Genomic DNA, 25,668 nt, shown 5'->3' on the forward strand with positions numbered 1-25,668 from the left:
AAACCTCATGAAACCGATACTGGCCCTGGCCGCGCTGCTGTTCACCACCGCAACGGTGGCGCATGGCCCCACCCCGCAGAAGGTCGTCGAGACCGTGGAGATCGCGGCTCCCGTCGACAAGGTCTGGAATGCCTTGAAGGACTTCGGAGCGATCGCGCAGTGGAATCCCGCCTTGACCAAGAGCGAAAGCACCGGCGGCAACACCACCGGCGAGAAGCGCACCCTCTATTTCCCCACCGGCGAGCAGCTTACCGAGGAACTCGATGCCTATGATCCGGCCGCCCACGAATACACCTACCGGCTGGGCAAGGACAACGTCAAGGCGCTGCCGGCCAGCTCCTATTCTGCCGTGCTGAAGGTCACGGCCACCGAGAAGGGAAGCCAGGTCGAGTGGAAGAGCCGGCTCTACCGCGGTGACACCGGCAACTTCCCCCCCGATGAACTCAACGACGAAGCCGCCGTGGCGGCGATGCAGACGTTTTTCCGGCGCGGACTGGACAATCTCAAGAAAAGCCTCGAGAGCGGGGGATAAGTTTTTACGTCGAGGCGGGCGGTCCATGCCCGCTTCTTGCGGATACCTTTATCGCTAGCCCGGATATTTCACCAGCCCCGGGCAAGCGCTGGCCAGCGCTTGCGGGTTGAGTCAAGACGAGAGAGCGGGGCGAGAGGCTCGATAACTGAGGGATGGGTTGGCATCTGGACGGCCCTCCCCACCCCCGAAGCATCCATGTGTCGGGGTCGCTCTCGGCAATGGCCATGGCGCGAGCGTCCGGGCGGCCACCCGGTCTTGGCGTCTCATTCCAACTCCCAGGGATTTGCCATCGCTTCCCAGCACTTCGAATTCATGGGTCGGCGCGCCGCGCTCCGGCAATCCTGGCTTCGACACGCGCTGGACTCTCTTCAGGCTGGATGGGCCGCATAGAACGCCATGTTCAGCCGATATATGCACCAATGCCCAAGAACACCTTCATGCCCACGGCGGCGCTAACTCGAAACGAGGCGCCGGCAGCCGGTCATAACCCGCTCCGCCCCATAAACAGACGACTTGAACCGCTGTACCCGATTGATGATAGTCTTGAGCCGCATCCCGCCCTCCCGGTCTCGCCCGATGATGAGTTCGTACGTCCATCGGACTAGACTTAGGCGGGATGTCCCTTGAAACTCCGCTCCCTCGCCACCTTTTTCACCAGAAATTCGTCGGACGAGCCAGTGTTTTTTTTTTGTTGATGCGCCAGATGATTCGATGAAAGAAGAGATCGCTTTACGGAATGCCCAAGACCGGATGACCGACGCGAACTTCGAGCGCGTGGAGGCGCAGCGTTCGGCGATCAGGGAGAAAATCGCCGGCATCCCGTCGTTGCAGGGCATTTGGGAGCAGGTCGAGCTGCTCATGGACCTGGTGCGGGATTATTGGTCGGGTCGTTATCGGGACATTCCCCGCTGGGTGATCGGCGCTTTGAGCTTCGCACTGCTTTATTTCATCAATCCCGTCGAACTGATTCCCGAATTCGTCCCCGTGATCGGCTACCTGGACGATATCGTCCTGCTTCTTCTCGTGCTGCGCCTGACCCGCGAGCATGTGGAAAGATACAAGGCTTGGCGGGGTCAAGGCGCATGACGTCGGGCGGGATTGCCGGTTTTCCGCCGTTCGCCGACTGGGGCCCGATCGGGCAATCCTTCGGCGCCGGTCTGGTGTCCTGGAGCGGCACGGCGCTGGGCGCTTCCTTGGTCTTCTTCACCGCCCGGGTCCATCAAGGATTTTTGGATGTGGTGCTGGGTTTCGCAGGCGGTGTCATGCTGGCGGCCAGCTTCTGGTCGCTCTTGCATCCGGCCATCGAGCTGTCGGCCGACTACGGCCCATGGCGCTGGCTGCCCGCCAGCGTGGGCATCCTGGTGGGCATCGTCTTTCTCCACATTACCGACCAGCTGTTGCCGAGACTGCAGCTTGCCGCGCCGGCCAAGGACGCCAAGGGGCTGCCCAGCCACTGGCGGCGGACCACGCTGCTGATTCTGGCCATCACCCTCCACAACATCCCGGAAGGGCTCGCCCTGGGCGTGGTGTTCGGCGCCATCGGTGACGGCGCCAGCCCGGTTGGCCTGGTCGCCGCGGTCGGCCTGATGGCGGGCATCGCCTTCCACAATCTGCCGGAGGGCATGGCGGTGGCCCTGCCGCTGCGGCGCGAGGGCTTATCGCCTTTGCGCAGTTTTCTCTATGCGCAGCTTTCCGCCGCGGTGGAGCCCCTGGCGGCCGTCGTCGGCGCCGCCGCAGCCCTGATGGCCAAGGCCGTGTTACCCTATGCCATGGGATTTGCTGCCAGCGCCATGCTGTATGTCGTGGTGCGGGAAGTGATCCCGGAAACCCAGGGCAGCGGCCATCCTGTCGCCGCCACCATGGGCATCATGCTGGGCTTCACGCTGATGATGGCGCTGAGCGTGAGCCTCGGATGAACCGCCACCGCTTACTCCGATTCGATCATCAGGACGGCTGACACCGTGGAATTCAAGGATTACTACAAGATACTCGGGGTCGAGCGCTCGGCCACCGAGGACGAGATCAAGAAGGCTTACCGCAAGCTGGCCCGCAAATACCATCCCGATGTCAGCAAGGAGAAGGACTCGGAAGCCAAGATGAAGGAGATCAACGAAGCCTACGAGGTGTTGCGCGATCCGGAAAAGCGGGCGGCTTACGATCGACTGGGGGCCAGTTATCGCGGCGGTCAGGAATTCCGGCCGCCGCCGGATTGGGATGCCGGCTTCGAATTCACCCACGGAGGTTTTGCTCGCGAAACGGACTTCAGTGACTTTTTCAACAGCCTTTTCGGCGGTTTCGGCCGGCGCACCCGGGGCTTCCGCGCGCGCGGCGAGGATCATCATGCCAAGATTGTCGTCGATCTCGACGACAGCTTTCGCGGCGCCAGCCGTACCCTCAACCTGCGCGTGCCGCAGCTCGACGAGCAGGGCCGTCTGGTGATGCGCGAACGCACGCTGCAGGTGCAGATCCCCAAGGGTATCCGCGAGGGTCAACTCATCCGTCTGGTCGGCCAGGGCGCCCCCGGCTTGGGGGGTGGTCCATCGGGCGATCTTTACCTGGAGGTGCATTTCAAGCCGCATCGGCTCTACCGGGTCGATGGCCGCGATCTCTATCTCACCTTGCCGGTGGCCCCGTGGGAAGCGGCCCTGGGGGCGACCGTGGAGGCACCGGCGCCGACCGGTACCGTGGAAGTGCGCATTCCCGCCCAGTCGCAGAACGGACGCAAGCTGCGCCTCAAGGGGCAAGGCATTCCCGGTGATCCGCCCGGAGACCTTTATCTCGTGCTGGACGTCGTGCTGCCTCCGGCGGACACCGAACAGGCGAAGGAGTTCTATCGGAACATGGCTCGGCAGATGGCCTTCGACCCGCGCCGTGCCTTAGGGGTTTAAGCCATGAGCAAAAGCATCATCACGTCGAGCCTCGGTGTCTGGATCGGAGACGAGGGGATATTGTCTCTGGAAGAACTGGCCTTGGCTTGCGGAGCGGAGATCGATTGCATCATCGAGCTGGTGGGCCTGGGGGTGTTGACGCCCAAGGGCGCCGAAACGGCCGCCTGGCGTTTCGCCGCCGCCGACATCCAGCGCGCCCGCCGGCTGCTGCGCCTGATGCGCGATTTCGAAACCAGTCTGGAGGTGGCGGCGGTCATCCTGGACCTGCTGGAAGAAGCCGAGAGGCTGCGCGCATGCCTGCGGCGGGCCGGGCTGGCGGCGGATTGAGGAGGCGACGGGTTGAATCTGGCGCAGTGGCATCGCCATGCCTGGCTCAATCGCCTGCAATCGGCGCTGTTGATGGCGTTCATGATGGCCCTCCTGGCCCTGCTCGGACACATGGTCTGGGGCGAGGAAGGGCTGCTCACGCTGCTGATGTTGGCGCTCGCGCTGAGCTTACTCCATCCGATCGTTTCGCCCTGGCTGGTGCTGCGCCTGTATCGGGCCAGGCCGCTGCATCCGGCGGAGGTCCCGGCGCTTTACGACATGCTGGCCGAACTCGCGCGCCGCGCCGAACTGCCGGCCGTCCCCACCCTCTGCCATGTCCAAAGCGACCTGGTGAATGCCTTCACCGTGGGCGGCGCGAGGGACGCCGTCATCGGTGTGACCGACGGTCTGTTGCGCAACCTGCAATGGCGGGAAATCGCCGGCGTTCTGGCCCACGAAATCAGCCATATCAGGAGCGGCGATCTTCGGGTCATGGGACTGGCCGACCTGATGAGCCGGCTGGCGCGTTTCCTGTCGCTGTTCGGCCAACTGCTGTTGCTGTTCAACCTGCCGCTGCTGTGGGCCGAGCAGGTTCAGGTGAACTGGTGGGCGCTGGCGCTGCTGATCTTCGCCCCGCACATCATCCTGTTGGCGCAGCTGGGTTTGTCGCGCACCCGCGAGTTTCACGCCGACCTCAATGCGGCCTGGCTCACCGGCGATCCGGAGGGGCTGGCCAGCGCCTTGGCGAAGATCGAATACGGGTCGCGACGGTTGATGGCTATCCTGTTTCCCGGCGTGAATCTGCCCGAGCCCTCGTGGCTGCGCACCCATCCGCCCACCGAAGAGCGCATCCGCCGCCTGATGGAACTCAGGCAGCACCCGGCCCGGCCCGTCTGGGACCCGCTCCGGGAGCCGGGTCGACCGGCATGGATGCGACAGGTCACTCGCCGGCCCCGCTACCACTGGAGCGGGCTTTGGTATTGAATGGGGTCGGGAAGGGGTCCGACAGGCCGGGGCAATGGCTACTCGAAACATCATCGCTTGGGTGCGCCCGTGTCTGAATCTGGGGGCGGTTCTGGTAGCGAGGTTCATCTAGCGAAGCCGCAGTGAGTCTTTTTGAAGCAGGGGAGGAGCCGATCGTGGATGACTCAGAAATCTCCCAAAAGGGAAGACGTCCGAGCTTTGCCGAAGAATGGCGCCTGATGACCTTCTATGAACGTTTCGAGCAGGTGGTCGCGATCATCCTGGCGAACGTGATCGCGGTGGTCATCGTCATCTCGCTCTACCAGCTCATTCGCACCGTCGTCGTGCTGATCAGCAGTCGGGTCCTCGATTCGCTCGCTCATGGGGTGTTCCAGGAACTGTTCGGTATGATCATGACCTTGCTGATCGCGATGGAATTCAAGCATTCCATCCTGCGGGTGGCCTTGCGCCGCGGCAGCATCATTCAGGTCAAGACCGTCGTATTGATCGCCTTGATCGCGCTGGCGCGCAAGTTCGTCATCCTCGATCCGAATGCCGACGCGGGAACCATCGGTGCCTTGTCGGCCGCATTACTGGCCCTGGGGGCGGTGTATTGGGTGCTCACTGCCTGCGAAAAACGGGAACCCTAGCGCCGCCATGACGACAAAGAGTTTCCATGAAAATCCTCGATAAGCGCTGCATCGGTCGTCCGCCGGGCGGAATCGCCGCCCGCTGCGGCCTGCACAATCGCGGACTAGCGCCATGACGCTGGCCCAGGTCGCCGTATTGCTGTTTCTGGTCACCGACCCTTTCGGCAATCTGCCTTTACTGTTGACCGTGCTGCGACGGCTGGATGCGGTGGCTTTTCGCCGGGCGGTACTGCGCGAAACGGCGATGGCCTTCGGAGTGCTGGCGGTGTTCGCCTGGAAGGGCGATCGTTTGCTCGACTACCTCAACGTGACCGAGCCGTCTTTGAGCATCGCGGGCGGGGTGATCCTGGGCATCATTTCCCTGAAGATGATCTTCGGCCAGACTCAGGAGGTCTTCGAGGACCGCTATGCGGACGATCCGCTCCTCGTGCCCATCGCCATACCCGCCATCGCCGGGCCTGCCGCCTTGACCACCATGATGCTGCTGAGCAAACAGCATGGAATCCCGCTCCCGACGCTGCTCGGCGCGTTGGCACTGGTTTTCCTGGCAAGCCTGAGCATCTTTCTGCTCGGTCGGTTCCTCGGGCAATGGCTCGGACCGCGCGGCTTGATCGCCCTGGAACGGCTCATGGGGCTGATGCTCAACCTGGTGGCGGTGGACATGACCATGGCCGGCATCAAGCGTTTCTTCACCTGAACGACCTGAACTCACACCATCGGAGGACATCGCATGAACAAGAAGATCGATCCGGAAAACTGGAAGGAAAAATGGAAAAAATACGATTGGAGCAAGAGAGACTTGAATATCGGCTACTGGATCGTCGCCTTCATTCTTTTGTTGATGATTCAAGACTGGTGGGCCGCGACGCAGGTGGAGGTGGTGCCTTACAGCGAGTTCGAGCAGGCCTTGGAACAGGGGCGCATCGCGGACGTGCTGATCGGTGACAAGGTCATCACCGGCAGGCTGAAGCAGAAAGACGCCAGCGGCAAGAGTACCATCGCCGCTGCCCGGGTCGAGCCGGATCTGGCCGAGCGTCTGTCGCGCTTCAATGTACCGTACGCCCGGGTGGTCGAGAGCACTTGGCTGCGAGACCTGCTGTCCTGGGTCTTGCCCACGGTGATCTTCTTCGGCGTCTGGTTCTTCCTGTTCCGCAAGTTCGCGGAAAAACAGGGGATGGGCGGTTTCATGACCATCGGCAAGAGCCGCGCCCGGGTCTATGTCGAAGCCGAAACCGGCGTCACCTTCGATGATGTGGCGGGCGTGGACGAGGCCAAGGAAGAGCTGAAGGAAATCGTCGATTTCCTGAAAAACCCCAAGGAGTACGGACGACTGGGCGCGCGCGTGCCGAGAGGCATCCTGCTGGTGGGTCCGCCGGGTACCGGCAAGACGCTCCTGGCCAAGGCGCTCGCGGGTCAGGCCGGGGTGCCCTTCTTCTCGATTTCCGGCGCCGAATTCGTGGAAATGTTCGTGGGCGTGGGCGCGGCGCGGGTGCGCGACCTGTTCGAGCAGGCGCGCGCAAAAGCGCCCGCCATCATCTTCATCGACGAAATCGACGCCCTGGGCCGCGCGCGCGGCGCTTTTCCGGGCGTGGGCGGGCATGACGAGCGGGAACAAACGCTCAACCAGCTTTTGGCGGAACTGGACGGCTTCGATCCCTCCACCGGCCTGGTGTTGCTGGCAGCCACCAACCGGCCGGAAATCCTCGACCCGGCACTCCTGAGGGCCGGGCGGTTCGACCGGCAGGTGCTGGTGGATCGTCCCGACAAGACCGGACGGCTGGCCATCCTCAAGGTGCACGTGAAGAAGGTGAAGCTGGCTCAGGACGCCGATCTGGAACAGATCGCCTCACTCACCACCGGTTTTTCCGGCGCCGATCTGGCCAACCTGGTCAACGAGGCTGCCGTCCTGGCCACCCGGCGCAAGGCTGCAGCCATCAACCTGGATGACTTCACCCGTGCCATCGAACGCATCGTCGCGGGCCTGGAAAAGAAAAATCGCATCCTCAATCAAGAGGAACGCAAGGTGGTGGCCTATCACGAAATGGGCCACGCCCTCGTCGCGCTGTCCCTGCCGGGCACCGACCCGGTCCACAAGGTATCCATCATCCCCCGTGGCATCGGCGCCTTGGGTTATACCATCCAGCGTCCCACCGAAGACCGCTACCTGATGACGCGTGAGGAACTGGAAAACAAGATCGCCGTGCTCCTGGGCGGGCGTGCTGCGGAGAAGCTGGTGTTTCAAAGGCTTTCCACCGGTGCGGCGGACGATCTGGCCAAGGCGACCGACATCGCCCGCGACATGATCACCCGCTATGGCATGGACGAAAATCTGGGCTATGTGGCCTATGAGCCGCAGCAGCAGCGCTTCCTCGACGTGCCGGGTCTGGCGCAACAAGGCGGTTTCCGGATCAGCGAATCCACGGCCCAGCAGATCGACGAAGCCATTCGCGCCACCATCTCCCGGTCGTTCGAGCGCGCCTATGGATTGCTTCAGCGCAATCGAGCCGTATTGGAACGCTGCGCCCAAACCCTCCTGACCCGCGAGACGCTCGACGAAACCGCCATTCGCGAACTGACGCAGGACTTGCAGTCCTGAGCAGAGGGCGCCCACACAACCCACAGACTTCGTTTTCAGGAGTAACGCTCATGAGTCATACCCACCACTGCGCCCGCCACCGGACTTCGATCGCGGGCATCGGTTTACTGGCTTTCCTGTTGCTGTCGATCCCGGCACACGCGGAATGGCCGGTCTCGTCCGGCAAGGGAAGTGCCAGACCGGTCACCCCACGGGGCGAGCTTTCGCTGGAAGAAAAGGCTAACATCGAGCTGTTCGAGCGCACCAAAAACTCGGTGGTGTACATCTCCACCCTGCAACGGGTGGTGGACCCCTGGACGCGCAACATGTTCAGCATTCCCCGCGGCACCGGTTCCGGCTTCATCTGGGACGAAGCCGGCCATGTGGTGACCAATTTTCACGTGGTGGAAGGGGCCAGCGGAGCCACCGTCAAGCTCGCCGACGGGCGCGACTACAAGGCGGCCCTGATCGGGGTGAGCAAAGCCCATGATCTGGCCGTGCTGAAAATCGACGTCGGTCCCAATGCGCCATCGCCGGTGCCCATCGGCGTCAGCCACGATCTCAAGGTGGGGCAGAAGGTGTACGCCATAGGCAACCCGTTCGGTCTGGACTGGTCGCTCACCATCGGCATCGTCTCGGCGCTGGATCGCTCCCTCACCGAGGAAACCGGAGTCACCATCGAACATCTGATCCAGACCGACGCCGCCATCAATCCCGGCAATTCCGGCGGTCCACTGCTGGATTCGGCCGGCCGGCTGATCGGCATCAACACCGCCATCTACAGCCCTTCGGGTGCATCTTCCGGCGTGGGCTTTGCGGTGCCGGTGGACACCGTCAACCGCGTGGTGCCGCAACTGATCGCCCGCGGCCAGTATACGCGGCCGGCGCTGGGCATCGCCGTGGACGAAGGAATCAACCAGATGGCCGTTCAGCGGCTGGGCGTCACGGGGGTGGTGGTGTTGAAGGTCAATCCAGGGTCCGCCGCCGAGGCGGCCGGACTCAAGGGTTCTAGCCTCCTGCCCGACGGGCGTCTGATTCCGGGCGACATCATCACCGCCGTGGAGGGCAGGCCGGTGGATAGTGTGGGCAAGCTTCTGGCCCTGCTGGACGACTATCGCATCGGCCAGACGGTGCGCCTGTCGGTGCGACGCGGCGAAAAGGAGCTGGAGGTGGCCGTGCAATTGCAGGCCGGCAGTTGAGCGACAGGAGCTTTTCCGGTAAGGCCAAGGCTTAAAGACCGGTGGGAGCGGGTCGGCTGCCGCCCTTAAGACATAAGATCATAATCACGTGTTGTCATGACATCATGGGTCTGGATAACCTTACCATCCGGTGCTCTGGCGGCAACCGTGAGAGTGCGCCAACGTGAAGCTATGGCTTCATTCTAGGACGATGTTTTCTCCAAACATCATCCATGTCGGCGTAGCGGATCCGCATGCCAGGTGGTGTGGGGAGGGCGGGCTAAACACCCGTCCTTACCCGATTAGCCCGCAGGTTCGTGCGGCGGCGATTCCTCCCTGGCGACCACGGTGTCGTACAGCCCGTAGTGCGTCAGCCCCGGGTGGCTCTCTATTCCGGTGTAATGAAGCGACGCATCCTCATAGCGGCGGAAGGCGAACACCGCCGCGTTCATCTGTTCGGTGTTGAACACCTTGAGCCGCACCAGGAGGTGAAAGTCCTGCACCGTCAGGCCGGTGACCGCCAGGAACAAATCCGGCTCCAGCCGGGTGATGACATCCTGCAAGGTGTTCTCGCGGAAGTCGGTGAGGTACATGAAGGCCGGAATGCGGGTGGCGAACTTGATGAGCTTTTCCTGCACCAGCTTGCGTTTGGATTTGAACTCCTTTTCCTCGGCGCTGAGTTCGCGCTTTTCCGCAGGCGTCAGTCCTTCTTCCTTGGCCTTTTTCTTGAGCGACTTGATTTTCTCGCTCTGGTTGATGATCGCCTCGATGACGTTGTCGCCCAGACTTCGCCACCCCTCGATGCGCTCGACAGCCGCCATGGCCTCGGGGTTGTCCAACACCCGCCGCAGGGTGTCGTTGTCCACGTTCACCAGCAAGGCACTTTCCCACTTGCGCGCCAAGAGTGTGGCCGAAGTACCCGCCATGGCGATGTCGAGAATGCCGCCCGCGTCGATCTGCGTCATGTTGGCGCCATCGTAGGCCAGCACCGGCAGGAAGGATACGAGGTCGGCGACGGCCTTTTCCGGGTTGGTCTCGTGGGGCGCAAGACCAATGGCGTATTCGGAGAGCTGCCGTAACGCCCACGTGGGGGCAAAGTCGAACACGAAGCACACAGGTTTGAGAATGTCCTCCTCGTTCGGATCATCGCCGTTGGGGTTCTTGATTATCCTACTCGAACAGCCTTTTTTGCTTGACGATGTAAGCCGCAGGCTTCTTCTGTTTTTCCAATATGCCTTCATCAATCAGGCGCTGTAACCATGCCCTAGCCTGCGCGTTTGATACGTCCAGCGCGGCAGCCACTTCAATGTCTTTCATCGGCACACTCAAGAGTTGCTGAATCTCAGCGCGAACAGTTGAAAAAAGTACTTCGGCTGGGGGCGATTTCGGCTGTGGAATTTCTGCGACCTCCGCTATGGGAGCTGCGATCTCTGGCGCAACTGGCGGCAGTTCTTCCGCCGCCGGTGGCGGCGCATCGGAAAGAATGTCAAGTGGTGCAGATGGCTCGTTATGGGTCTGGCGCCCCGGAACAGTGTCGGGTGATACGGGTGCCGTTGGCTTGGCATCAGCCGACGTTGGCTCTTCGTTCGAAAAATGTGCGAAACCAAGCTGCGTGGAGGTCGTTGACATCGGCATTACCACGCTAAACACATCCTCAAACGAATCCACGTCTTGTGGGTTCGGCCAAGGACGTGCACCCTTTTTTCGCAATCCATCCAAGCCGGCCGAAAACTCGCCCGTCGATCGAATGAAGACGGGGACGAACTTGAGTTTGTCGAGCTGCTCGACAGCGCCCGCCCAAGTGCCGCCTTTGTTGAAGTCGGAGCTGACCACAAGCGAGATGTCCGCCAATGCATAAATTAGCTTGTTGCGCTGCATGGCGTTGCCCACATTGAAGCTGGCACTCGGGTCGTAGGGCGAAATCAGGACCAGCTGCCCATCGAGCAGCAGGTTGCGGTGCTCGCGGTTCATGGTGGTCTTTTCCAGACTGTCCGCCAGCACGCCACAAACTTTTCCACCCCCCTCAAGTGCGCCACGCATGGCGGCCTGGTCGATGCCCTTGGCGCCACCGGAGACAAGCGTTCTCCCTGCGCGAGCAGCGAGCCGGCCAACTGCCATGGTGTAGTCAATGAGGGCATCGTCCACATGGCGCGATCCAACGACGGCAAGCCCGCCGGTTTCGAGCAAAGCCATGTCGCCACAGCCGTAGAGCACCGCCGGCGCGTCTTCGCGCAGGCGGGCCTTCAAACGGCGGGGGTACTCCGCATCGGCGCGGCTGACGACCCAAATGGCGCGTGCTTGCCAGCGCTCGATCGCTTGGCTCAGCAAGAATCCGCGCCCCAGCAATTTCTGCAGGCGGCCCTCGTCAATCACTGGTTGGCACGCACGCAGGATCTCAGCGGCGTCCGGCGAGAGCAGATCCGCAGGCTGACGCTGAATCTCGCGCAAATGACGCGCGAGACGTTTGTATTCACCTGGCGAGAGCAGATCCGATGACGCAGTGCCTCGTCCGGCAATGAGCGGCGCCGTCAGCAGCAGGATCGCCTGGGTGTTGGGTGAAAGGACTGGTGTCATTCGTCGTGCCCCGTCTGTGAAAGAGCCATAGGCCAAACCGCGCCACTACCGCTTTTGCGCAGCAGCCATGCAGACACCGTCAGCGTCCAGCGCGAGTCGACCATGTCATCCACCAAGAGGACTGGTCCGGGAGGGATGGGCTGGCCGTTGAGTGCGAGCGAACCATCAATGTTGCGCGCCTGCTGTGTGCTGTTTGCCATCGTCTTCTGTTCGGGCCTTGCGTCTGTTTTTGCGATGACCATATGAAAAGGCAGACCCAGCGCCGCAGCCAAGCGTTGTGCAAAATTCGGTACCAGTTCGGGATGCCGAAGCGAGGGAACGCAAGTCACCCAGGTCGGGCTCGGCTGCGGATTCCACTCTTGAATCATCTTCACACACGCAGCAACGAGGTCATCGGCAAAGTGACCGTCGTGGTATTTGCCCTGTTGAACCAAGCCACCCCATCCGGCATCACCCCAGACGCATAGCGCCTTGCCGGATTCGGCCTGGTGGGCGGGGGCGATGAATCCCTTAACGCCGTACCGGGGCATCCCACCAACGGGCCATTTTTTGCGGGGCTCGATGGGCAAGCTGGTTCGACGAAGAAATTCGACGGCGGCTTTGACCAGCTCGGTATCTACGGTTGCTGGCAATGGCGGTAATGCAGGTTCTGTGACAACACTTGGATCGCCGTCGAGCGCACCAATCAAAAAGCCCATGTGCTTACCAAACGGCAGTCTGACGTAGTCCTGCATCTGCCGGTGCTCGTCTCGCCGCAGCGCGGTGAGACGTTCCGCTCGATCCCAGAACGCTTCACTCAGCGTTGCCGCCGTGAGCTGCCACTTGCTGCCTTGCTTGGCGATAGGTGCCGGCGCTTCGAGGGCAAGCAGTGCAATCGTCTTTTCGATACGTCCTTTGCTCAGATTGACTCGGCTCAGCAGCTCGGGGACAGACAGCCCGTTGGGCTCCTCTTCAAGCGCTCTCAAGACATCGGCAACTTCTTGTCGGGTCGGAAAAGCACTTCGGATAAACCAATCGTTGATGTCAGACTCTTCCTGACCGCTGAGGAGCACCCCATATGCAGATTCCAGCGATCTTCCTGCGCGCCCTACTTGCTGGTAATAGGCGACGACCGATCCCGGCATTTGGTAGTGGATGACAAACGCCAGATCCGGCTTGTCGTAGCCCATGCCTAGAGCTGTTGTAGCAACCAACGCTTTGACTTGGTTGTTGAGCAGCGCCTGCTCCAGCGCCTCCCGACGGTCGCCCGTTTCACCTGTGTAGGCCTCGACGTTGAAGCCCCTGGTCTTGAGCCAGTCGGCGACCTGATTGGCGTCGCGCACGGTGAGCGTGTAGATGATGCCGTGGCCCTGCAGGGTGGACAACTGCTGCGCCAACCAGGCCAGACGTTCGGCCTGGCTGGGCAAGCGAATCGTTTGCAGGGTTAGCGAGGTCCGATTCAAATCGCCGCGCGAGACTTCAAGCTTCGGGCCGAGCACAGCGGCAAGGTCCTCCATCACGCGGTTGTTCGCTGTTGCCGTGGTGGCGAGCAAGCGCAGGTTTGGCGGCAGCGTTTTGACGATCCGCTCCAACAGGCGATAGTGAGGGCGAAAGTCGTGGCCCCAGTCGGAAATGCAATGTGCCTCGTCGATGACCAGCATCGAAATCTGTGCAGCGATGCCGGCCAGAACCTGCGTCCGGAAGCGCTCGTTCGCCAGGCGCTCCGGCGAGATCAAGAGAATGTCGATCTCCCCTTTGGCCAGCTTGCCCTCGACTTGGGTCCAGTCGTCGACGTTGTCGGAGTTGATCGTGGCGGCGCGAACGCCCATGCGCTCCGCCGCAGCGATCTGGTTTCGCATCAGTGCCAACAGTGGCGAGATCAGCAAGGCAGGGCCTGATCCAGATTCCCTTAGCAACTTGGTCGCAATGAAGTAGACAAAGCTCTTACCCCACCCGGTCTTCTGCACGACCAGCAAGCGGCCTTTGCCTTCGACGATGTGACGAATGGCATCTTCTTGGCCGTCGCGGAAAGTGGCATTTGCGCGTCCGGAGCCAATCCGGAGCAGTTCCAGCGCGCGCTTTGAATCGAAGATCATGTTATTTTCCTCCCTTGTAAAGTGAAGGGGGCTTGGGTGGTCATGGGTGCGCTCCAAAATATCCCAGCTCACGCGCTACCTCGTAGAAGGTGGCCGTCTTGCGCACGCCCAGCATGCGGAAGGCGTCCGGAAACGCGGTCAGTCCTTCCAGGGTGCTGGCAATGAGGGCGCGGGCAAAGCGTTTGCTGGTGCGCGCGCCCAAGGTGCGGTAGAAGTCGCCACCGGTGCTGCCGCGGTCCTTCAAGGTGCGCAGGCGCTCCAGTTCCGCCCGGTAGTGCTGCCACAGCGCAGTCTGCGTGATGAAGCCCGCGTCGAACAGGCGGCGCAAGGCGACCAGGGTGCTGACCTTGAACTCGCGCGCCAGCCGCTGAATTTCGTCCTGGATCGGCGTATTGCGCTGGTGGGCTGCGCGCAGTTCCTCCATGGGTACCAGCAATTCCGCCGCCACCTGGTTGCACCAGCGTTCGGTTTGCTGCCCGGGCACTTCGCCCGCCTGCGTGTCCGAAACGCCGCTTGCGCCCAGCCAGATGTGGGCCAGCTCGTGCGCCAGCGTGAACATCTGTGCGGCCTTGCTGTCGGCACCGTTCAAAAAAATCAGCGGCGCCACATCATCCGCCAGCGCGAAGCCGCGAAACTCACCCACGTCCAGCTTGCGGTGGCTGTTGCCGCCCACGATGGAGCTCGCCATCACCATCACGCCGGCATCTTCAGCCTTGGCGATCAAATCGCGCAGCGCATCGGTCCAGGTGGGCGAGCGGCGGCGCGATTCGGCGGAGAGGCCCAGGGTCTCTCGTATTCGGGCAGCGACGGTTTCTGGCGCCTCTTCGACAATGGGCGCTACCCACGAAGGTCAAAGGGGGCAAGCCGTGCATGCGGGCATGCTCGCGGTACCAGTCCTGCCGCTGCTGGCAGAGGTATAGGGTGTCCAGCAGGTCGCTGCTCGGTTCGGCGGGCGTCTCGTCGCGTAGGGTGCGGAAATCCGGCACCGGCAATGCCAGCACGGGCGGTTCCGGCAGAAAAAAGTAGCCAAAGGCCGTGTGCGTGAGGCGCGCGAAGTCTTCCAGCTGCTTGAGCGTAGGCTGGGAATCGCCGGTCAGCCACAAAGGCCACTTGCGAAATCGTGCGGCCAGCGCATCGTCATTCAGCCGCGCGCGCCGCGCCGCCCAGCGCAGCACGGGCACGGACGCGGCCACGGTGGTCATTGCTCCTCCACTGCTACAGCCCCGCTATCCGCAGCGGCCAGCTCGCGCACCGTCATCGGCGGGTAGGTCCGGGTCGGCGTGAAGATTTCGTGCTTGCCGCGTTGGGAGAAGATGGGATCCTTCGCGCTGAACGTTGACGACATGGCAAGATCGTGGAGGCGGAAGTCGCGCCGCTGGAATTTGCCCTTGCCGAGATAGCCCCATTCAGCAAAGGTGATGGGCTGATCATCACTGGTGCGCATCTTCAGCGCGTCGCCGTGGATGAGGTTCTGCGACAGTACGTAGGAAGCAGCCCGATAGAGATCGTCCGATTCCTCGAGCTTCAGGTAGTTGGCGAGAATCCCCAGCAGGTTCGCTCGGCACTCGGCGATGTTGTCCTCCAATAGTTCGATCCCGTAGGTGCACATCAGCGCGAGGAGGGCGTAGTGCCGCTTTTCAAAGTCGGACTTGCCATACTTGCATTCGACGGCGGCGAGCTTGCGGCTCAGGATGCGCACGAGGAAGTTCCCGCTGCCGCAGGCAGGCTCCAGGAAACGGGAGTCGATCCGCTCCGTCTCGTCCTTCACCAAGTCGAGCATCGCCTCGACCAGCCACGGCGGGGTAAAGACCTCCCCGTGGTCGGCGACGCGTTGTTTGGATTTGACGTAGTTCATGGGCTGATCCACTTCGGGCTCAGAATGTCGTGGATGGTTGTCATGTGAATTTTCTGCTATCAGCGGCTTGCCGTACTTCGGGAAAAGTCAGAAACGCTCCGGCCACTTCCTCGCCCCGTGATACACGGCCAGAATCTCGATGCGATCCTGGCGCAAGCGGTACGGCAGGATGTAGGGGTTATCTCCCATCACCAGCTCGCGCGTGCCGTCGATTCGACCAAGCCGGCCTAGGTGTGGGTTGTCTTGCAGGAGGGTGACGCGCTCGCGGATTTCGGCCTGAAGATTGCGGGCGGCGTAAGGGTTATCTTGGGCAATGTACAGGTAGATTTCCCGCAAATCCCGGCGGGCGGGTTCGGTCCACTCGATTCTCACTGCCTGCCTTCATGCCGATCGATGTGTTCTTGAATCAGGGCGTCCATTTCCGCCATCACGTCTTCATGCGGGAACAATTGGCCTCGATCGGCCGCCTCGATGCCTTCCTGGATTTTCTCGATCTGCCAGGCGTGGAGATCGAGGTATTCCTTGATGGCCTGGTTGACGAGGTAATTGCGTGACCGGTCCAGGCGCGACGCCAGAGCGTCTAAGCGGTGGGCGGTTTCGCTGTCTGTGCGCACGGTAAAGGCTTCGGTCGTCATGGGCTTGGCCTGTGGGTGGTTCTCAGTGATTCAAATGTAATCATAGGCTACCAATCCAATATCCGCCAGCAACTTTCTCCGCTGCTCCTGCAAAGCAATCAAGCAATCGGTGGCTTGCCATGCTTCACGAACAGATCATTGAGCGCCTCTAAAAGCTCCCTCTTCTCGATCCCGAGTTCCGCCGCCAGTACGCCGAATTGCCGGTAAGCTGCATTGCCTGCTGCAGCTGGCCCGTTTTTCCATCATCTATCCTCCAGCGGCGCGTCTGGCCGCGTCGGGATTATGGGATTCGATGAATTCCCGCAGCCGGACGACATCCCGTTGCGCGGCGGGGGACCATTTCAGCGCCGGGGTTCGAGGTCTGGGCATGGGCCTTCCTTGTCCGTTCCCCACGTATCCAGCCATGCCGTCATGGCCTCGTCGCTGACAAACTGGCCGGTGCGCTTGTATTCGTCCCATGCTCCATCCGCTTCGGCATTGCGCCTTTCAATCGCTTCTTCCCTGTCCAGATATTCGCGGATCGCTTCACGCATCAGCCAATGGGCGGAGCGCTGCCGGGCGGCGCCGAGAGCCCTCAGGCGGGCACGGGTCTCTTCGTCAAGCTTGATGCCCATGGTCGTGGTCATAGGGTCACCTCAAAGGTTGCAATAAGTGCAACCATTATGGACCACCACGCAGGTTCAAAGAGACAGTTTATATCGGGTCTGTCAGGCGTTCGGATGAATGTCCACTGGCGATGGGGCTTTGGTCTAGCTGAGCGCGTCTCGGGCAACTCGTTCGAGTCCGACGACTGGCGTATGCGCACCAGGCTTGAAGACCCTCGGCAGCACCTAGCGATGAAAGGAGCTGCCGAGGGTTAGGGTGGATTCGCGTGTCTTTCCACGCCGTCCGCTCACTCAGCAGGGGCCGCGCACTTCACACACGCGCCGGTACGTCCGTTTGGCAGGAGGCCGCCCTCCTGTTTAATGCGTGGGCTTATAGCGCCGGTTGGACACTGAACATGGGAAGCAGTGCCTGCCGTAAGCTGCCGTAAGCTGCCGGGATATCACCCTCTGCCGGCGTTGGGCTGCCTTGAGTCGCGCTCGGTAATGCTATGATCAGAAGACGAAACGCGTCCCTCCACCGACCTCTCGGCCTGCCGCATGCTGGACGCGCCGGCGATGGCCAGCCCACCAAGACCCGCTTACCGGGAAACGCCCATGAACCCCAAGATAGAAGAACTACTGGCCCGAATCCATGAACTGGAACGGGAACTGGAAGCCGACCTCGCCGAAACGCGGGCGCGCTTCCATTATCACATCGATGGCCACAAGATCCACTTCGAGCGCGAAGCGGCGGCTTTGCAGCGCCGCTTGCGCAAGAGCAGCCTGCGCACCCTGATTGATGCGCCCCTGCGTCACATTCTGACCGCGCCGGTGATCTACGGCCTGTTCGTTCCCCTGCTCCTGTTGGATATCGCCGTCAGCCTCTATCAAGGGATCTGCTTTCCGGTGTATGGCATCCCGAGGCTGAAGCGCGGGGATTATTTTGTTTTCGATCGGGCCAGGCTGCCGTATCTCAACGCCATCGAACGGTTGAATTGCCTTTATTGTGAATACGGCAATGGCTTGCTTTCCTGGGCCAAGGAAGTGGCCGGACGTACCGAGCAGTTCTGGTGTCCCATCAAGCACGCCCGGCGCGTGCCGACGCCTCACGAGAGCTACAACCGGTTCTTCGATTACGGCGACGCCGAACGCTACCGCGCCGAGTTGCAGCGCCTGCGCAAGGCCTACGGGGAGGTCAAGGAAGGATCGGATAGCACCGTGCAGCAGAGGTCCGAGTGACCGATCGGGAACCTCGAACAGTCTTCCGAGCGCCGGCCGCGTCCGACAACAGCCCTGAGATGATGAGATGGGTGTGGCGCCGGTATTTGAACTGGCCGGCGCCATGCTTGGCCGATTTTAGAGCAGGGCCGCCGAAATGGCGACGCAGCGGGTGCCGAGGGCTCACCGGATGGGAATGTCGACGCTCTTGGGCAGCGCGGCCGCTGCCTTGGGCAGTTCGATCTTGAGCACGCCGTTACGGTAGGAGGCCTGCACCCGCTCGGCGACTACCTCCGCCGGCAGCGGTATGACCCGGTGGAAGTGTCCGTACGCGCACTGCAAGATCCGGTAGCGGCCCTCGCTGGTTTCCCGCTCGAGGCGCTTTTCGCCCTGCACGATCAGCATATCGCCGCGCAACTCGAGGTTGAAATCCTCCTTCTCCATCCCGGGCACTTCGAGCCGGATGACCAGTTTGCGGTCATCTTCGTACACGTCGCCGGCCAGCAAGGCCCACGAGGGGGAGGCCAAGTAGAAATCCTCTTGGCGTTTGGGCACGGCAGGCACCGACCCGCCGGGCTTGAACCGGGTCAGCGCGCCCGCCGCCCGTTCGCGGAGGCGGTGCCAGCCTTCCGCCAGTGACTCCCAAGCCTCTTCCACGCCGTGCTTGAGCTCGTTCAATGCGTTCATAATCCCTCCCCGTAACGATGGTTGCAAAAGGCCGCACGCGGCCCCTCGGGCCGCGCCGGTCATTCAAAAATGCTCAGTCCACGCTGACCGTGATCTTGCGGGGCTGGGCATGTTCCGCCTTGGGAATCCGCAGCCGCAACACCCCGTCCTTGAAGTGGGCGTCGATCTTGGAAGGGTCGAGGTCCCGACTCAGGTTGAAGCTCCTGCGGTAGGCAGGGGAGCGGACTTCGACATAACTAGCTTCCATCCCCTCCGGCGTCTCCAGGGCGATTTCGCCTTCGATCGAAAGGCTTTGGCCGTCCACGCGCACCGTCAGTTTCTCTTTGGGCACGCCCGGAAGATCGGCGCTCAGGCTGATGCCGGTTTCGTCCTCGACGATATCCACCGCGGGCAGCAGGGCCGGGGCCGGTCGAACGTCTTCGCGCTTGGCGATGTCTTGTTTACCGTCGCTCATGATGATTCTCCTTTCGCTGCTCATCTGACTTCGATACGTTTGGGTTGCGCCGCCTCACTGCGCGGTACCGAGACACGCAGCACGCCGTCCCGATAGCGGGCCTGTATGCCCGAGGGGTCCACGTCTTCCGGCAGGCTCACGACCCGTTTGAAGCTGCCCGAAAACCGCTCGTCGGCGTAGACGCTGACCTTGTCATTCTCCTCGGGCAATTCGCTCGGCCGTTCCCCCGCGATGGTCAAGAGCCCGCGGTCCACGCTGACTTCCAGCTTGGATGGATCGACGCCGGGGGCAAAGGCATAGACCTCGACGGACTTGGGGGTAGCGCCGATATTGACGGCGGGAAAACCCCGCGTCACCGCCCGGATGCTGGTGGGCATGCCCAACGCACCGAACATTTGTTCCATCTCCCGCTGCATCCGATCGAATTCCGAGAAGAGATCGGTTGGAAACCGTAGCAAGGACTCGTACATGATTGACCTCCTGAACCACATTGAAGAATTCGCCCATTCGACCTCAAACCCTGGTCGAAAGAGCGGCCTTACTATAGGCTTCCCGCTCCCTCGCGTCCACGCGAATGGCGGGTCTGCCACTTGCCTTGGCCAATCTGACCAGAGGCTGGTGATGGCTGCCGGGGTTCCACCCGTTCCACTGAGTTGGTTGGGTCTTCCGATTTCGCTTGAAAACGGTATCGAATTACTTTACCTTAGACCCGTCGTATTGGGGTCCGTGCCACGCAAGTTTCAGTAGCGTTCGTTCCACCCGGAACCATACCCGCTCCACCTGCCCACTCGCCGTAATACTACGCTTTACGTTTCCAGTCATTTTTTCGAGAGATTCGATATGTCACAACAGCAACAGGGAACCGTTAAATGGTTCAATGAAAGCAAGGGATTTGGTTTCATCCAGCGTGAAAACGGCAGTGATCTTTTTGTTCATTTCCGTTCGATCCAGGGCCAAGGTTTCAAGACCCTGAAAGAAGGCCAACGGGTGAGCTTCACCGAGGTCGCCGGACAGAAAGGGCCGCAGGCCGAGAACGTCGTGGTTCTGTAACAACCATCTCGTTATGCCGGGATGGCGTGCGGGCGATCAGCCCGTCGCGCACCGCTACTGACGAAAACAGGCCGCTTCAAGCGGCCTGTTTTTTCCTCTTCACTCAGCGAAACGTTGTGCTTTGTCGCAGCGCTCCGCTCGACCCCTTTATGAAGGTGCCCAGCACATGTTGAAACTTTTTGTCAGAAATTTGCCCCCTCAAACCACCGAAGCGGGCCTCAAGGAACTGTTCACCGGCTACGGAAAGGTTTTCGAGCTTCAGCTCAGCCGCGACTTGTTCACCGGCAAGGCGCGCGGTACGGCTTCGGTCAGCATGGAAGGACACGAGGCCCGGAAGGCCATCGAGGCGCTGGACGGTTCCGATTACGAAGGCAAGACGATCTACGTCGCTTTGGACAAGGGTCCTCGCTCGGGCGGCCGCGGGCGCCGTTGAGTCCGCGTTTAGGGTTCAGGCCGGAGCTTCGGCCGCAGCCAAAAGGCCTTTTCCGTCAGGCGGCTCAGTCCTTTGGCGCGCAGCTGCGGATTTCCTTCCAGCGCGTCGCGCGCCGACAGCAGCTCGATCCGGTAGGCCTGTCCGAACAGGCGAACCACCGTTTCCTCAGGGACGGGGAACGGCGGGCCGCTCATTTCCTCTGCGCCGTATTCCAGCGTAATGAGCAGCATGGGCGGGGTTTCCGGCAGCAGCCGGAAGACCTGCTCGGCGTAACGGCCCTGCATTTCCGGGGGCATCGCCACCAACGCTGCCCGGTCGTAGATCGCTCCGATCTTGCCGACGAGGTCCGGCGTCAAGTCGAAATGGTTCCCGCACAGCAAGCTTATATCGCCGCTCTCCGCACGGACGAAGCCGCTTCCGAGCGGTGTCTTGACCGCCGACAAGCCGTTTTCCCGAAAGAACTCGTCGACCGCAAGGGGGCTGAGTTCGGTCCCGAGTACCGGATGTCCGAGGTTTTGCAGCCAGATCATGTCCAGGGACTTTCCGCACAGCGGAACGAAAACCCGCGGCCGTGCCGCGCCCATGCAGCGAGGCCAGAAGGTTTCGAGCAGCGGATTGACTCGTGTCTGGTGAAAGCCCGTCTGCTTCTGCTGCCAGCGCTCGTGCCAAAAGTCAGGGTCCATGGCCCGCGAATTTCCGCACTCAGTCCGGCCGGCGGTCCGGATAGACCCCTTTCGGGTTGTAGCCGTAGACGCCGAACGGGCGGGAGAAAGTAAACGCCGCCGGTCCTACCACCAGGGCATCACCGGCCTTGCGGAAGGCATCGTGGGGCTCGGCTGCCGAGGCAATGCCGGTCAAGGGGCTGGTGGCCAGGAACAGCGCCGTGCCGACGATCGTGGCCACCAGTCCGACCGGCCGCATGACCAGGACTTCGTTGAGTACTTCGATGAAGCTCATGGGCCCTTTCAGCGTGTTGGGTCCCATGGCGGCGGAATTCTGGGCGGTCACGAGGGCCAGGCACAGCAGGAGGAGGCGCAGGGTTTTCATGCGTTGACGAGTGTCCATTCCAAAGGTGAGCAAACCCTCTCGTCCCGCGGCTGGCTGAGCAGGGCGCCGGCGGCCGTACGTTGGGTCACGCATAGTGTGCGCAAGCGAGTCCGGCCTGTCCAGCCGAAGACCTTACCAAGAGCGGATGCGTCCAGTGTCCAGATGGACGAAATCGGCAAGCCGGTAATAGCCGACGCCGCCATACTGCAACGCCAGGGCGGTCTTGCGAAGCGTCCGGGTGCTGACGTCGCTCATCCGCAGATCGATCGCTTTACCTTCCATGTGCAGGCTGTGTTCCGCCACACCGTGGCTGTGCTTGCGCAGCATCCGGTTGGTTTCCGGGGCGCGATAGCCGGAAATGATTTCGAAGGTGCCGTTGGAGCGGGTCAGCGCGGAGATCGCGTAGAGTATGTCGATAAGTCCCGGATCCATGGGATAGCTTTCGTCGACGTGATGGTCCCGGAGGAAGTGGCTGAACTGCCGCAGGGTCCTGCGGTCGTAGTTTTGTTCCGGACAGCACACCAGGGTCATGTCTTCGCCGGTATGCTTGTTATAGAGATACAGAGTGCGCTCTTGGCTCAGGGAGTACGCGTGGGCGTCGAAGCTGGGGAGGAGAAGGGCTCCGGTTGCGGCGATGCCCACCCGGGCGAGAAAACTGCGGCGGCTGAGATTGGGTTCGGAGGCGCGCATGGGCGTGCGCAAGGACGGATTGAATCCCATTATGACCCCTATCGGTAGTGGAACATCGGTAATGACAGGGTGCGGAAAAAGCCGCTGCCGCTCGTTTTCGGCGGAGCCGTCGGCAGTGGCTTTTGCGACATCCTGGTGGCCCAACCGGCGCAATCGACCGCACACACATCGGGCAAAGGCCAAACTGTAAGCGCTAAGAATGCCCGAAATCAACCCTTGACATGTTGTGAGACCGTTTCAACCGGCTGTCCGGAGGGGAAAACATGCGGTTCCGGAAGGTTTAGAAGAGTTCCGGCTGGATGGCGTCAAAGTCCGGGCCATTGGGATGATCGCTCGTCGTCGCTCCGCCTTCCCGAACCAGCAGGAAGGTTTTGAAGCCCGCTTCCCTGGCGGCATTCAGCTCGCCTTCGACATCCGAGAGGAACAGGATTTCCTCCGGCGGCAGGCCCATTTGCCGGGCAATGTCACGGTAGGCATCGGGCGCCTGCTTCGCGCCGATACGGGTGTCGAAGTAACCGGAAAACAGCGGCTTGAGATCGCCGAAGCGGGTATGGCCGAACAGCAGTTGCTGGGCATGGACCGAGCCGGAGGAGAACACATACAGGCCGATGCCCTGTTCATGCCAGGCTTTGAGCCGTCGCACGGCGTCTTCGTACACGTGCCCGAAAAAATCGCCGTTGCGGTAGCCCTCCTCCCAGATCAGACCCTGAATAGCCTTGAGCGGCGTGACCTTGCGGTCTTCGTCGATCCAGCGGACGAGCTGGGCGATGACGCCTTCATCGTCCAACGAAGCGTCTCCTGCCGCCGCTCTGGCGTCGGCGAGGAGGCCCCGGACGGTGTCGTCGCCGGCGCGGCTGCGGACGAAATCCGCCATTCGGGCGCGGGCATAGGGAAACAGCGTTTCTTTCACGAAGGACAGGGAGGAGGTCGTGCCCTCGATGTCGGTGAGAATCGCCCGGATCATGCGAAAGCCTTCAGATAGTCTTCGAGCTTGGGAAACCGCTCGCCGATGTCGCTGCCGGTGAAATCCGCCACCCAGCCTTCCGGTGTGGTGAACAGCCGGATGCACTTCAGGCAGGGTTCGGCGCCCATGTCGAACCAATGGCGGGCGTTGGCCGGAACGCTCAGCAGGTCGCCCCGCTCGCACAGGATGCCATAGACCCGGTCGCCGGGATGCAGATAGAACAGGCCGCGGCCTTCGACGAAGAAGCGCACCTCGAAGTCACTGTGGGTGTGCTCGCTCAGGAAGCGCGATCTCAATTCCTTCTTCTGCGGATGATCGGGGCCGACGCTGATGACGTCGGCCGATTCGAAACCGTATTTCGCCTTCAAGCGTTCGACCGAATCGGCGTAGGCCGCGAGGATCGTTTCCTGCTCGGCATCCGGTTCGAATGCCCGGCCCGCCCGCCAGCGCTCGAACAGGACGCCGATTTCAGCCAGCCGCTCCGCAATGGTGTCGCCGTCGCGGATGATCTCCGGCGCGGAGGTGCCGGACTCGGGGTGAATGGTCAGAAGGCTCATCGGTTGACTCCGTGCATGCGGGTTTCCAGGTCGAAGAGGAATTCCAGCGCTTCCAGATGCCGCAACGCATCGGCGACCGATTTTCCCCAAGTGTAGAAGCCGTGTCCGGCGATGAGGTAGGCCAGGATGTCGCCGTGCATCTCGATGTATTCCTCGACTTTCAGGGCGAGGCGGGGGATGTTCTGATCGTTGGGGAAAATCGGCACGGCGATCCTTGTCTCGTGAGTGTCGATGCCGGCCAGCGCCTTCAGCAGCTCGTAGTCCTCCAGGATCACTTCACCGGCGACCAGCCGCGACAGCAGGGTGGCGGCCGGCGAGTGCGGATGCAGCACGGCACCGGCATCCGGATAGCGCCGGTAGATGCCGGTGTGCAGCAGGGTCTCCGCCGAGGGCCTCCTGCCGTCGAGCGAACGGCCTTCGGCATCCACCAGCATGATGTCCTCGGGAAGCAGGCGGCCCTTAGGCCGGCCGGAAACCGTGATGGCGATTCGGCCGTCGCTCAGGCGCGCGGAAAGGTTGCCGCTGGTGGCGGGAACCCAGCCGCGGCTGTCCATGAAGCGGCCCGCATCGATCAGTTCGGCGGCGCGGGTTTGGAATTCGGTGTCGTGCAAGATGGAAGTTCGCCGGAGGAAGTCGAGGTGGAATCTGCCGATTCTAGCGGCACCGGCGGGCCGATTCAAAATCGCAGGGAGAAGGCTGCTTCTCGCCCGGTCGACTCCCTGCTCTTGCGGAAGGACGCTTCAGTGGTTGTGGTGCATCCCGGACAGGTCCTGAGGCATGGGGGCGTCGGGCGTGGCGAGCACGAAGCCCCAACGTGATTCGGTGAAGCCGGAGAGCCCGACCAGCAGGGAGTGGAAATCGAATCCGCTTTCGCTGGCCTTGAGGCCGCGATTGACCATCAGTATCCCCAGGATCAGCACGATGACGCCGGAGAACCGGACCAGCTTGGGTTTCAGGCCGGCCGAGATGAGCGCGGCGAACCAGCCGAAGCTGAGCATCACCGGCAGCGTGCCCAGGCCGAAAAAGAACATCAGGAGGGCGCCCTCGACCGGGCTGCCGGTGCCCGCGGCCATGATGTACATGGCTTGCAGCGGGCCGCAGATGATCATGAGGCCGTTGAGCAGGCCGATGACGAAAGGGCTGTGGGACTGCCTCGACTGTGTGCCGATGAAACGCAGCAGGAAGCCTGGGGTCTTGATCTGGAAATGGCTCAAGGCCGGCACCCAGCGCAGCATCCCCAAGCTGAACAGGATCAGGAACAGGCCGGCGGCGATGCCGATGGCTCCCCGAAGCACCGGCGAAAAGGAAAAAATCGATCCGATCAGGCCGAAAACCGCTCCGATGGTCGTGTAGGACAGGGTCTTGCCCGTGCCGTAAAGCAGGTGGGATAGGGGGGATGGTTTGCCGCCGCTGCCGGGTTGGGTGGCATAGGCCAGCACCAGCGCCCCGCACATTCCGACGCAATGGAAACCGGTCAGAAGACCGGTCACAAACAGCAGCCAGTAGTTCATGTCGCGCCCGAGCGTCGGCATCTGGGCCAGAGCGCCCATGCGTTCGTCCAGGAAGAGGATCAGGATGACTCCTAAGATACCCAGGACAATCGCGCCCGGGCGTCTGAGCCAGGCGGAAGGACTCGCGATGGACTGTCGGTTCGCTGCGTTGGTCGAGTTCATGTTTCCGATCGGGTTGTGGTACGGACGAGGTGTGAGGACAGCCAAGAGGCCTCGGAAATTATAAGGCGTGCAGATTTTCT

31 protein-coding genes and 1 pseudogene are annotated in these 25,668 nt (G+C 61.9%); 13 read left to right on the forward strand and 19 right to left on the reverse strand.

The features are described 5' to 3' along the window. Positions 1-7: 7 nt before the first annotated feature. From GNH96_RS04445 to GNH96_RS04490, 10 genes and pseudogenes are all read left to right on the forward strand, one after another. Complete coding sequence (locus GNH96_RS04445) at positions 8-532, forward strand: SRPBCC family protein (protein WP_169602576.1); 525 nt, start codon at positions 8-10, stop codon at positions 530-532. 954 nt (positions 533-1,486) lie between these two features. Beyond that, positions 1,487-1,582: pseudogene (locus GNH96_RS15970) on the forward strand (DUF1232 domain-containing protein); the annotation flags it as partial. Positions 1,583-1,614: 32 nt separating this feature from the next. Beyond that, a complete protein-coding gene (locus GNH96_RS04455) occupies positions 1,615-2,448 on the forward strand; it encodes a ZIP family metal transporter (protein ID WP_169602578.1) in 834 nt (277 codons plus the stop codon). Between the two features lie 45 nt (positions 2,449-2,493). Then, positions 2,494-3,420, forward strand: coding sequence for a DnaJ C-terminal domain-containing protein (locus GNH96_RS04460; RefSeq protein ID WP_169602579.1), 927 nt, complete (start codon positions 2,494-2,496; stop codon positions 3,418-3,420). Between the two features lie 3 nt (positions 3,421-3,423). After that, the gene (locus GNH96_RS04465) at positions 3,424-3,747 is read left to right on the forward strand and encodes a chaperone modulator CbpM (RefSeq protein WP_169602580.1); all 324 of its coding nucleotides are present in this window, start codon (positions 3,424-3,426) and stop codon (positions 3,745-3,747) included. A gap of 12 nt (positions 3,748-3,759) precedes the next feature. Beyond that, the gene (locus tag GNH96_RS04470; protein ID WP_228720010.1) at positions 3,760-4,710 is read left to right on the forward strand and encodes a zinc metalloprotease HtpX; all 951 of its coding nucleotides are present in this window, start codon (positions 3,760-3,762) and stop codon (positions 4,708-4,710) included. A gap of 218 nt (positions 4,711-4,928) precedes the next feature. Next, positions 4,929-5,339: a phosphate-starvation-inducible PsiE family protein gene (locus tag GNH96_RS04475; RefSeq protein WP_169602581.1), complete on the forward strand. Its 411-nt coding sequence runs from the start codon at positions 4,929-4,931 to the stop codon at positions 5,337-5,339. Between the two features lie 112 nt (positions 5,340-5,451). Then, positions 5,452-6,036, forward strand: a complete 585-nt coding sequence (locus tag GNH96_RS04480) for a MarC family protein (protein WP_169602582.1) — start codon at positions 5,452-5,454, stop codon at positions 6,034-6,036. A gap of 33 nt (positions 6,037-6,069) precedes the next feature. Continuing rightward, positions 6,070-7,935 (forward strand): ATP-dependent zinc metalloprotease FtsH, encoded by a 1,866-nt coding sequence (gene ftsH, locus GNH96_RS04485; RefSeq protein ID WP_169602583.1) that lies wholly within the window; start codon positions 6,070-6,072, stop codon positions 7,933-7,935. Between the two features lie 50 nt (positions 7,936-7,985). Beyond that, complete coding sequence (locus GNH96_RS04490; protein WP_169602584.1) at positions 7,986-9,113, forward strand: S1C family serine protease; 1,128 nt, start codon at positions 7,986-7,988, stop codon at positions 9,111-9,113. 281 nt (positions 9,114-9,394) lie between these two features. On the opposite strand, the gene GNH96_RS04495 is transcribed toward GNH96_RS04490, so the two are convergent. The 9 genes from GNH96_RS04495 to GNH96_RS04530 all read right to left on the reverse strand — a co-directional run bounded on the left by GNH96_RS04495 (position 9,395) and on the right by GNH96_RS04530 (position 16,857). Beyond that, complete coding sequence (locus tag GNH96_RS04495) at positions 9,395-10,198, reverse strand: hypothetical protein (RefSeq protein ID WP_223163464.1); 804 nt, start codon at positions 10,196-10,198, stop codon at positions 9,395-9,397. Positions 10,199-10,262: 64 nt separating this feature from the next. Further along, positions 10,263-11,666: a DNA-processing protein DprA gene (locus tag GNH96_RS04500; RefSeq protein ID WP_169602585.1), complete on the reverse strand. Its 1,404-nt coding sequence runs from the start codon at positions 11,664-11,666 to the stop codon at positions 10,263-10,265. Beyond that, positions 11,663-13,741 carry a RecQ family ATP-dependent DNA helicase gene (locus GNH96_RS04505; RefSeq protein ID WP_169602586.1) on the reverse strand — a complete coding sequence of 693 codons (2,079 nt, stop codon included), beginning with the start codon at positions 13,739-13,741 and terminating at the stop codon, positions 11,663-11,665. The genes GNH96_RS04500 and GNH96_RS04505 overlap by 4 nt, the downstream gene beginning before the upstream one ends. 40 nt (positions 13,742-13,781) lie before the next feature. Continuing rightward, positions 13,782-14,429, reverse strand: coding sequence for an ImmA/IrrE family metallo-endopeptidase (locus GNH96_RS15860; protein ID WP_223163465.1), 648 nt, complete (start codon positions 14,427-14,429; stop codon positions 13,782-13,784). A 19-nt stretch (positions 14,430-14,448) separates the two neighbouring features. Continuing rightward, on the reverse strand, positions 14,449-14,943 hold the full coding sequence (locus GNH96_RS15865) for a hypothetical protein (RefSeq protein WP_223163466.1): 495 nt from the start codon (positions 14,941-14,943) through the stop codon (positions 14,449-14,451). Continuing rightward, positions 14,940-15,596 carry an N-6 DNA methylase gene (locus tag GNH96_RS04515; protein WP_169602587.1) on the reverse strand — a complete coding sequence of 219 codons (657 nt, stop codon included), beginning with the start codon at positions 15,594-15,596 and terminating at the stop codon, positions 14,940-14,942. The genes GNH96_RS15865 and GNH96_RS04515 overlap by 4 nt, the downstream gene beginning before the upstream one ends. Before the next feature lie 87 nt (positions 15,597-15,683). Next, positions 15,684-15,968 (reverse strand): type II toxin-antitoxin system RelE/ParE family toxin, encoded by a 285-nt coding sequence (locus tag GNH96_RS04520; RefSeq protein WP_169602588.1) that lies wholly within the window; start codon positions 15,966-15,968, stop codon positions 15,684-15,686. Further along, positions 15,965-16,231 carry a CopG family ribbon-helix-helix protein gene (locus tag GNH96_RS04525; protein WP_169602589.1) on the reverse strand — a complete coding sequence of 89 codons (267 nt, stop codon included), beginning with the start codon at positions 16,229-16,231 and terminating at the stop codon, positions 15,965-15,967. Before GNH96_RS04525 ends, GNH96_RS04520 begins: the two co-directional genes overlap by 4 nt. Positions 16,232-16,572: 341 nt before the next feature. Continuing rightward, on the reverse strand, positions 16,573-16,857 hold the full coding sequence (locus GNH96_RS04530; RefSeq protein ID WP_169602590.1) for a CopG family ribbon-helix-helix protein: 285 nt from the start codon (positions 16,855-16,857) through the stop codon (positions 16,573-16,575). Positions 16,858-17,430: 573 nt separating this feature from the next. Here GNH96_RS04530 and GNH96_RS04535 point away from each other — a divergent pair. Then, the gene (locus GNH96_RS04535) at positions 17,431-18,054 is read left to right on the forward strand and encodes a hypothetical protein (RefSeq protein ID WP_169602591.1); all 624 of its coding nucleotides are present in this window, start codon (positions 17,431-17,433) and stop codon (positions 18,052-18,054) included. Positions 18,055-18,216: 162 nt separating this feature from the next. On the opposite strand, the gene GNH96_RS04540 is transcribed toward GNH96_RS04535, so the two are convergent. From GNH96_RS04540 to GNH96_RS04550, 3 genes are all read right to left on the reverse strand, one after another. After that, complete coding sequence (locus tag GNH96_RS04540; RefSeq protein WP_169602592.1) at positions 18,217-18,720, reverse strand: Hsp20/alpha crystallin family protein; 504 nt, start codon at positions 18,718-18,720, stop codon at positions 18,217-18,219. A gap of 73 nt (positions 18,721-18,793) precedes the next feature. Continuing rightward, the gene (locus GNH96_RS04545; RefSeq protein ID WP_169602593.1) at positions 18,794-19,174 is read right to left on the reverse strand and encodes an Hsp20/alpha crystallin family protein; all 381 of its coding nucleotides are present in this window, start codon (positions 19,172-19,174) and stop codon (positions 18,794-18,796) included. Positions 19,175-19,194: 20 nt separating this feature from the next. Then, the gene (locus GNH96_RS04550; protein ID WP_169602594.1) at positions 19,195-19,644 is read right to left on the reverse strand and encodes an Hsp20/alpha crystallin family protein; all 450 of its coding nucleotides are present in this window, start codon (positions 19,642-19,644) and stop codon (positions 19,195-19,197) included. A 370-nt stretch (positions 19,645-20,014) separates the two neighbouring features. Between GNH96_RS04550 and GNH96_RS04555 the strand changes: the two genes are divergently transcribed. Together GNH96_RS04555 and GNH96_RS04560 are read left to right on the forward strand one after the other, a co-directional pair. Continuing rightward, positions 20,015-20,224 carry a cold-shock protein gene (locus GNH96_RS04555; protein WP_010960118.1) on the forward strand — a complete coding sequence of 70 codons (210 nt, stop codon included), beginning with the start codon at positions 20,015-20,017 and terminating at the stop codon, positions 20,222-20,224. A gap of 166 nt (positions 20,225-20,390) precedes the next feature. Next, positions 20,391-20,657 (forward strand): RNA recognition motif domain-containing protein, encoded by a 267-nt coding sequence (locus GNH96_RS04560; protein ID WP_169602595.1) that lies wholly within the window; start codon positions 20,391-20,393, stop codon positions 20,655-20,657. Positions 20,658-20,665: 8 nt separating this feature from the next. Here the strand turns inward: GNH96_RS04560 and GNH96_RS04565 are convergent, their stop codons facing one another. From GNH96_RS04565 to GNH96_RS04595, 7 genes are all read right to left on the reverse strand, one after another. Continuing rightward, positions 20,666-21,340 (reverse strand): thiopurine S-methyltransferase, encoded by a 675-nt coding sequence (locus tag GNH96_RS04565; RefSeq protein WP_169602596.1) that lies wholly within the window; start codon positions 21,338-21,340, stop codon positions 20,666-20,668. A gap of 19 nt (positions 21,341-21,359) precedes the next feature. Next, positions 21,360-21,704, reverse strand: a complete 345-nt coding sequence (locus GNH96_RS04570) for a hypothetical protein (protein WP_228720011.1) — start codon at positions 21,702-21,704, stop codon at positions 21,360-21,362. 132 nt (positions 21,705-21,836) lie between these two features. Then, on the reverse strand, positions 21,837-22,424 hold the full coding sequence (locus GNH96_RS04575; RefSeq protein WP_169602597.1) for a YcbK family protein: 588 nt from the start codon (positions 22,422-22,424) through the stop codon (positions 21,837-21,839). Between the two features lie 250 nt (positions 22,425-22,674). Continuing rightward, positions 22,675-23,358, reverse strand: coding sequence for an acireductone synthase (mtnC, locus tag GNH96_RS04580; RefSeq protein WP_169602598.1), 684 nt, complete (start codon positions 23,356-23,358; stop codon positions 22,675-22,677). Further along, on the reverse strand, positions 23,355-23,915 hold the full coding sequence (locus GNH96_RS04585) for a 1,2-dihydroxy-3-keto-5-methylthiopentene dioxygenase (RefSeq protein ID WP_169602599.1): 561 nt from the start codon (positions 23,913-23,915) through the stop codon (positions 23,355-23,357). Before GNH96_RS04585 ends, mtnC begins: the two co-directional genes overlap by 4 nt. Continuing rightward, entirely contained in the window at positions 23,912-24,595 is a 684-nt protein-coding gene (locus GNH96_RS04590) for a methylthioribulose 1-phosphate dehydratase (protein WP_169602600.1), read from the reverse strand. Before GNH96_RS04590 ends, GNH96_RS04585 begins: the two co-directional genes overlap by 4 nt. 60 nt (positions 24,596-24,655) lie before the next feature. Further along, positions 24,656-25,588: a sulfite exporter TauE/SafE family protein gene (locus GNH96_RS04595; RefSeq protein WP_169602601.1), complete on the reverse strand. Its 933-nt coding sequence runs from the start codon at positions 25,586-25,588 to the stop codon at positions 24,656-24,658. Positions 25,589-25,668 lie beyond the last annotated feature (80 nt).

Origin of the sequence: Methylococcus geothermalis (assembly GCF_012769535.1) — a bacterium.
Classification (GTDB): Bacteria; Pseudomonadota; Gammaproteobacteria; order Methylococcales; family Methylococcaceae; genus Methylococcus; species Methylococcus geothermalis.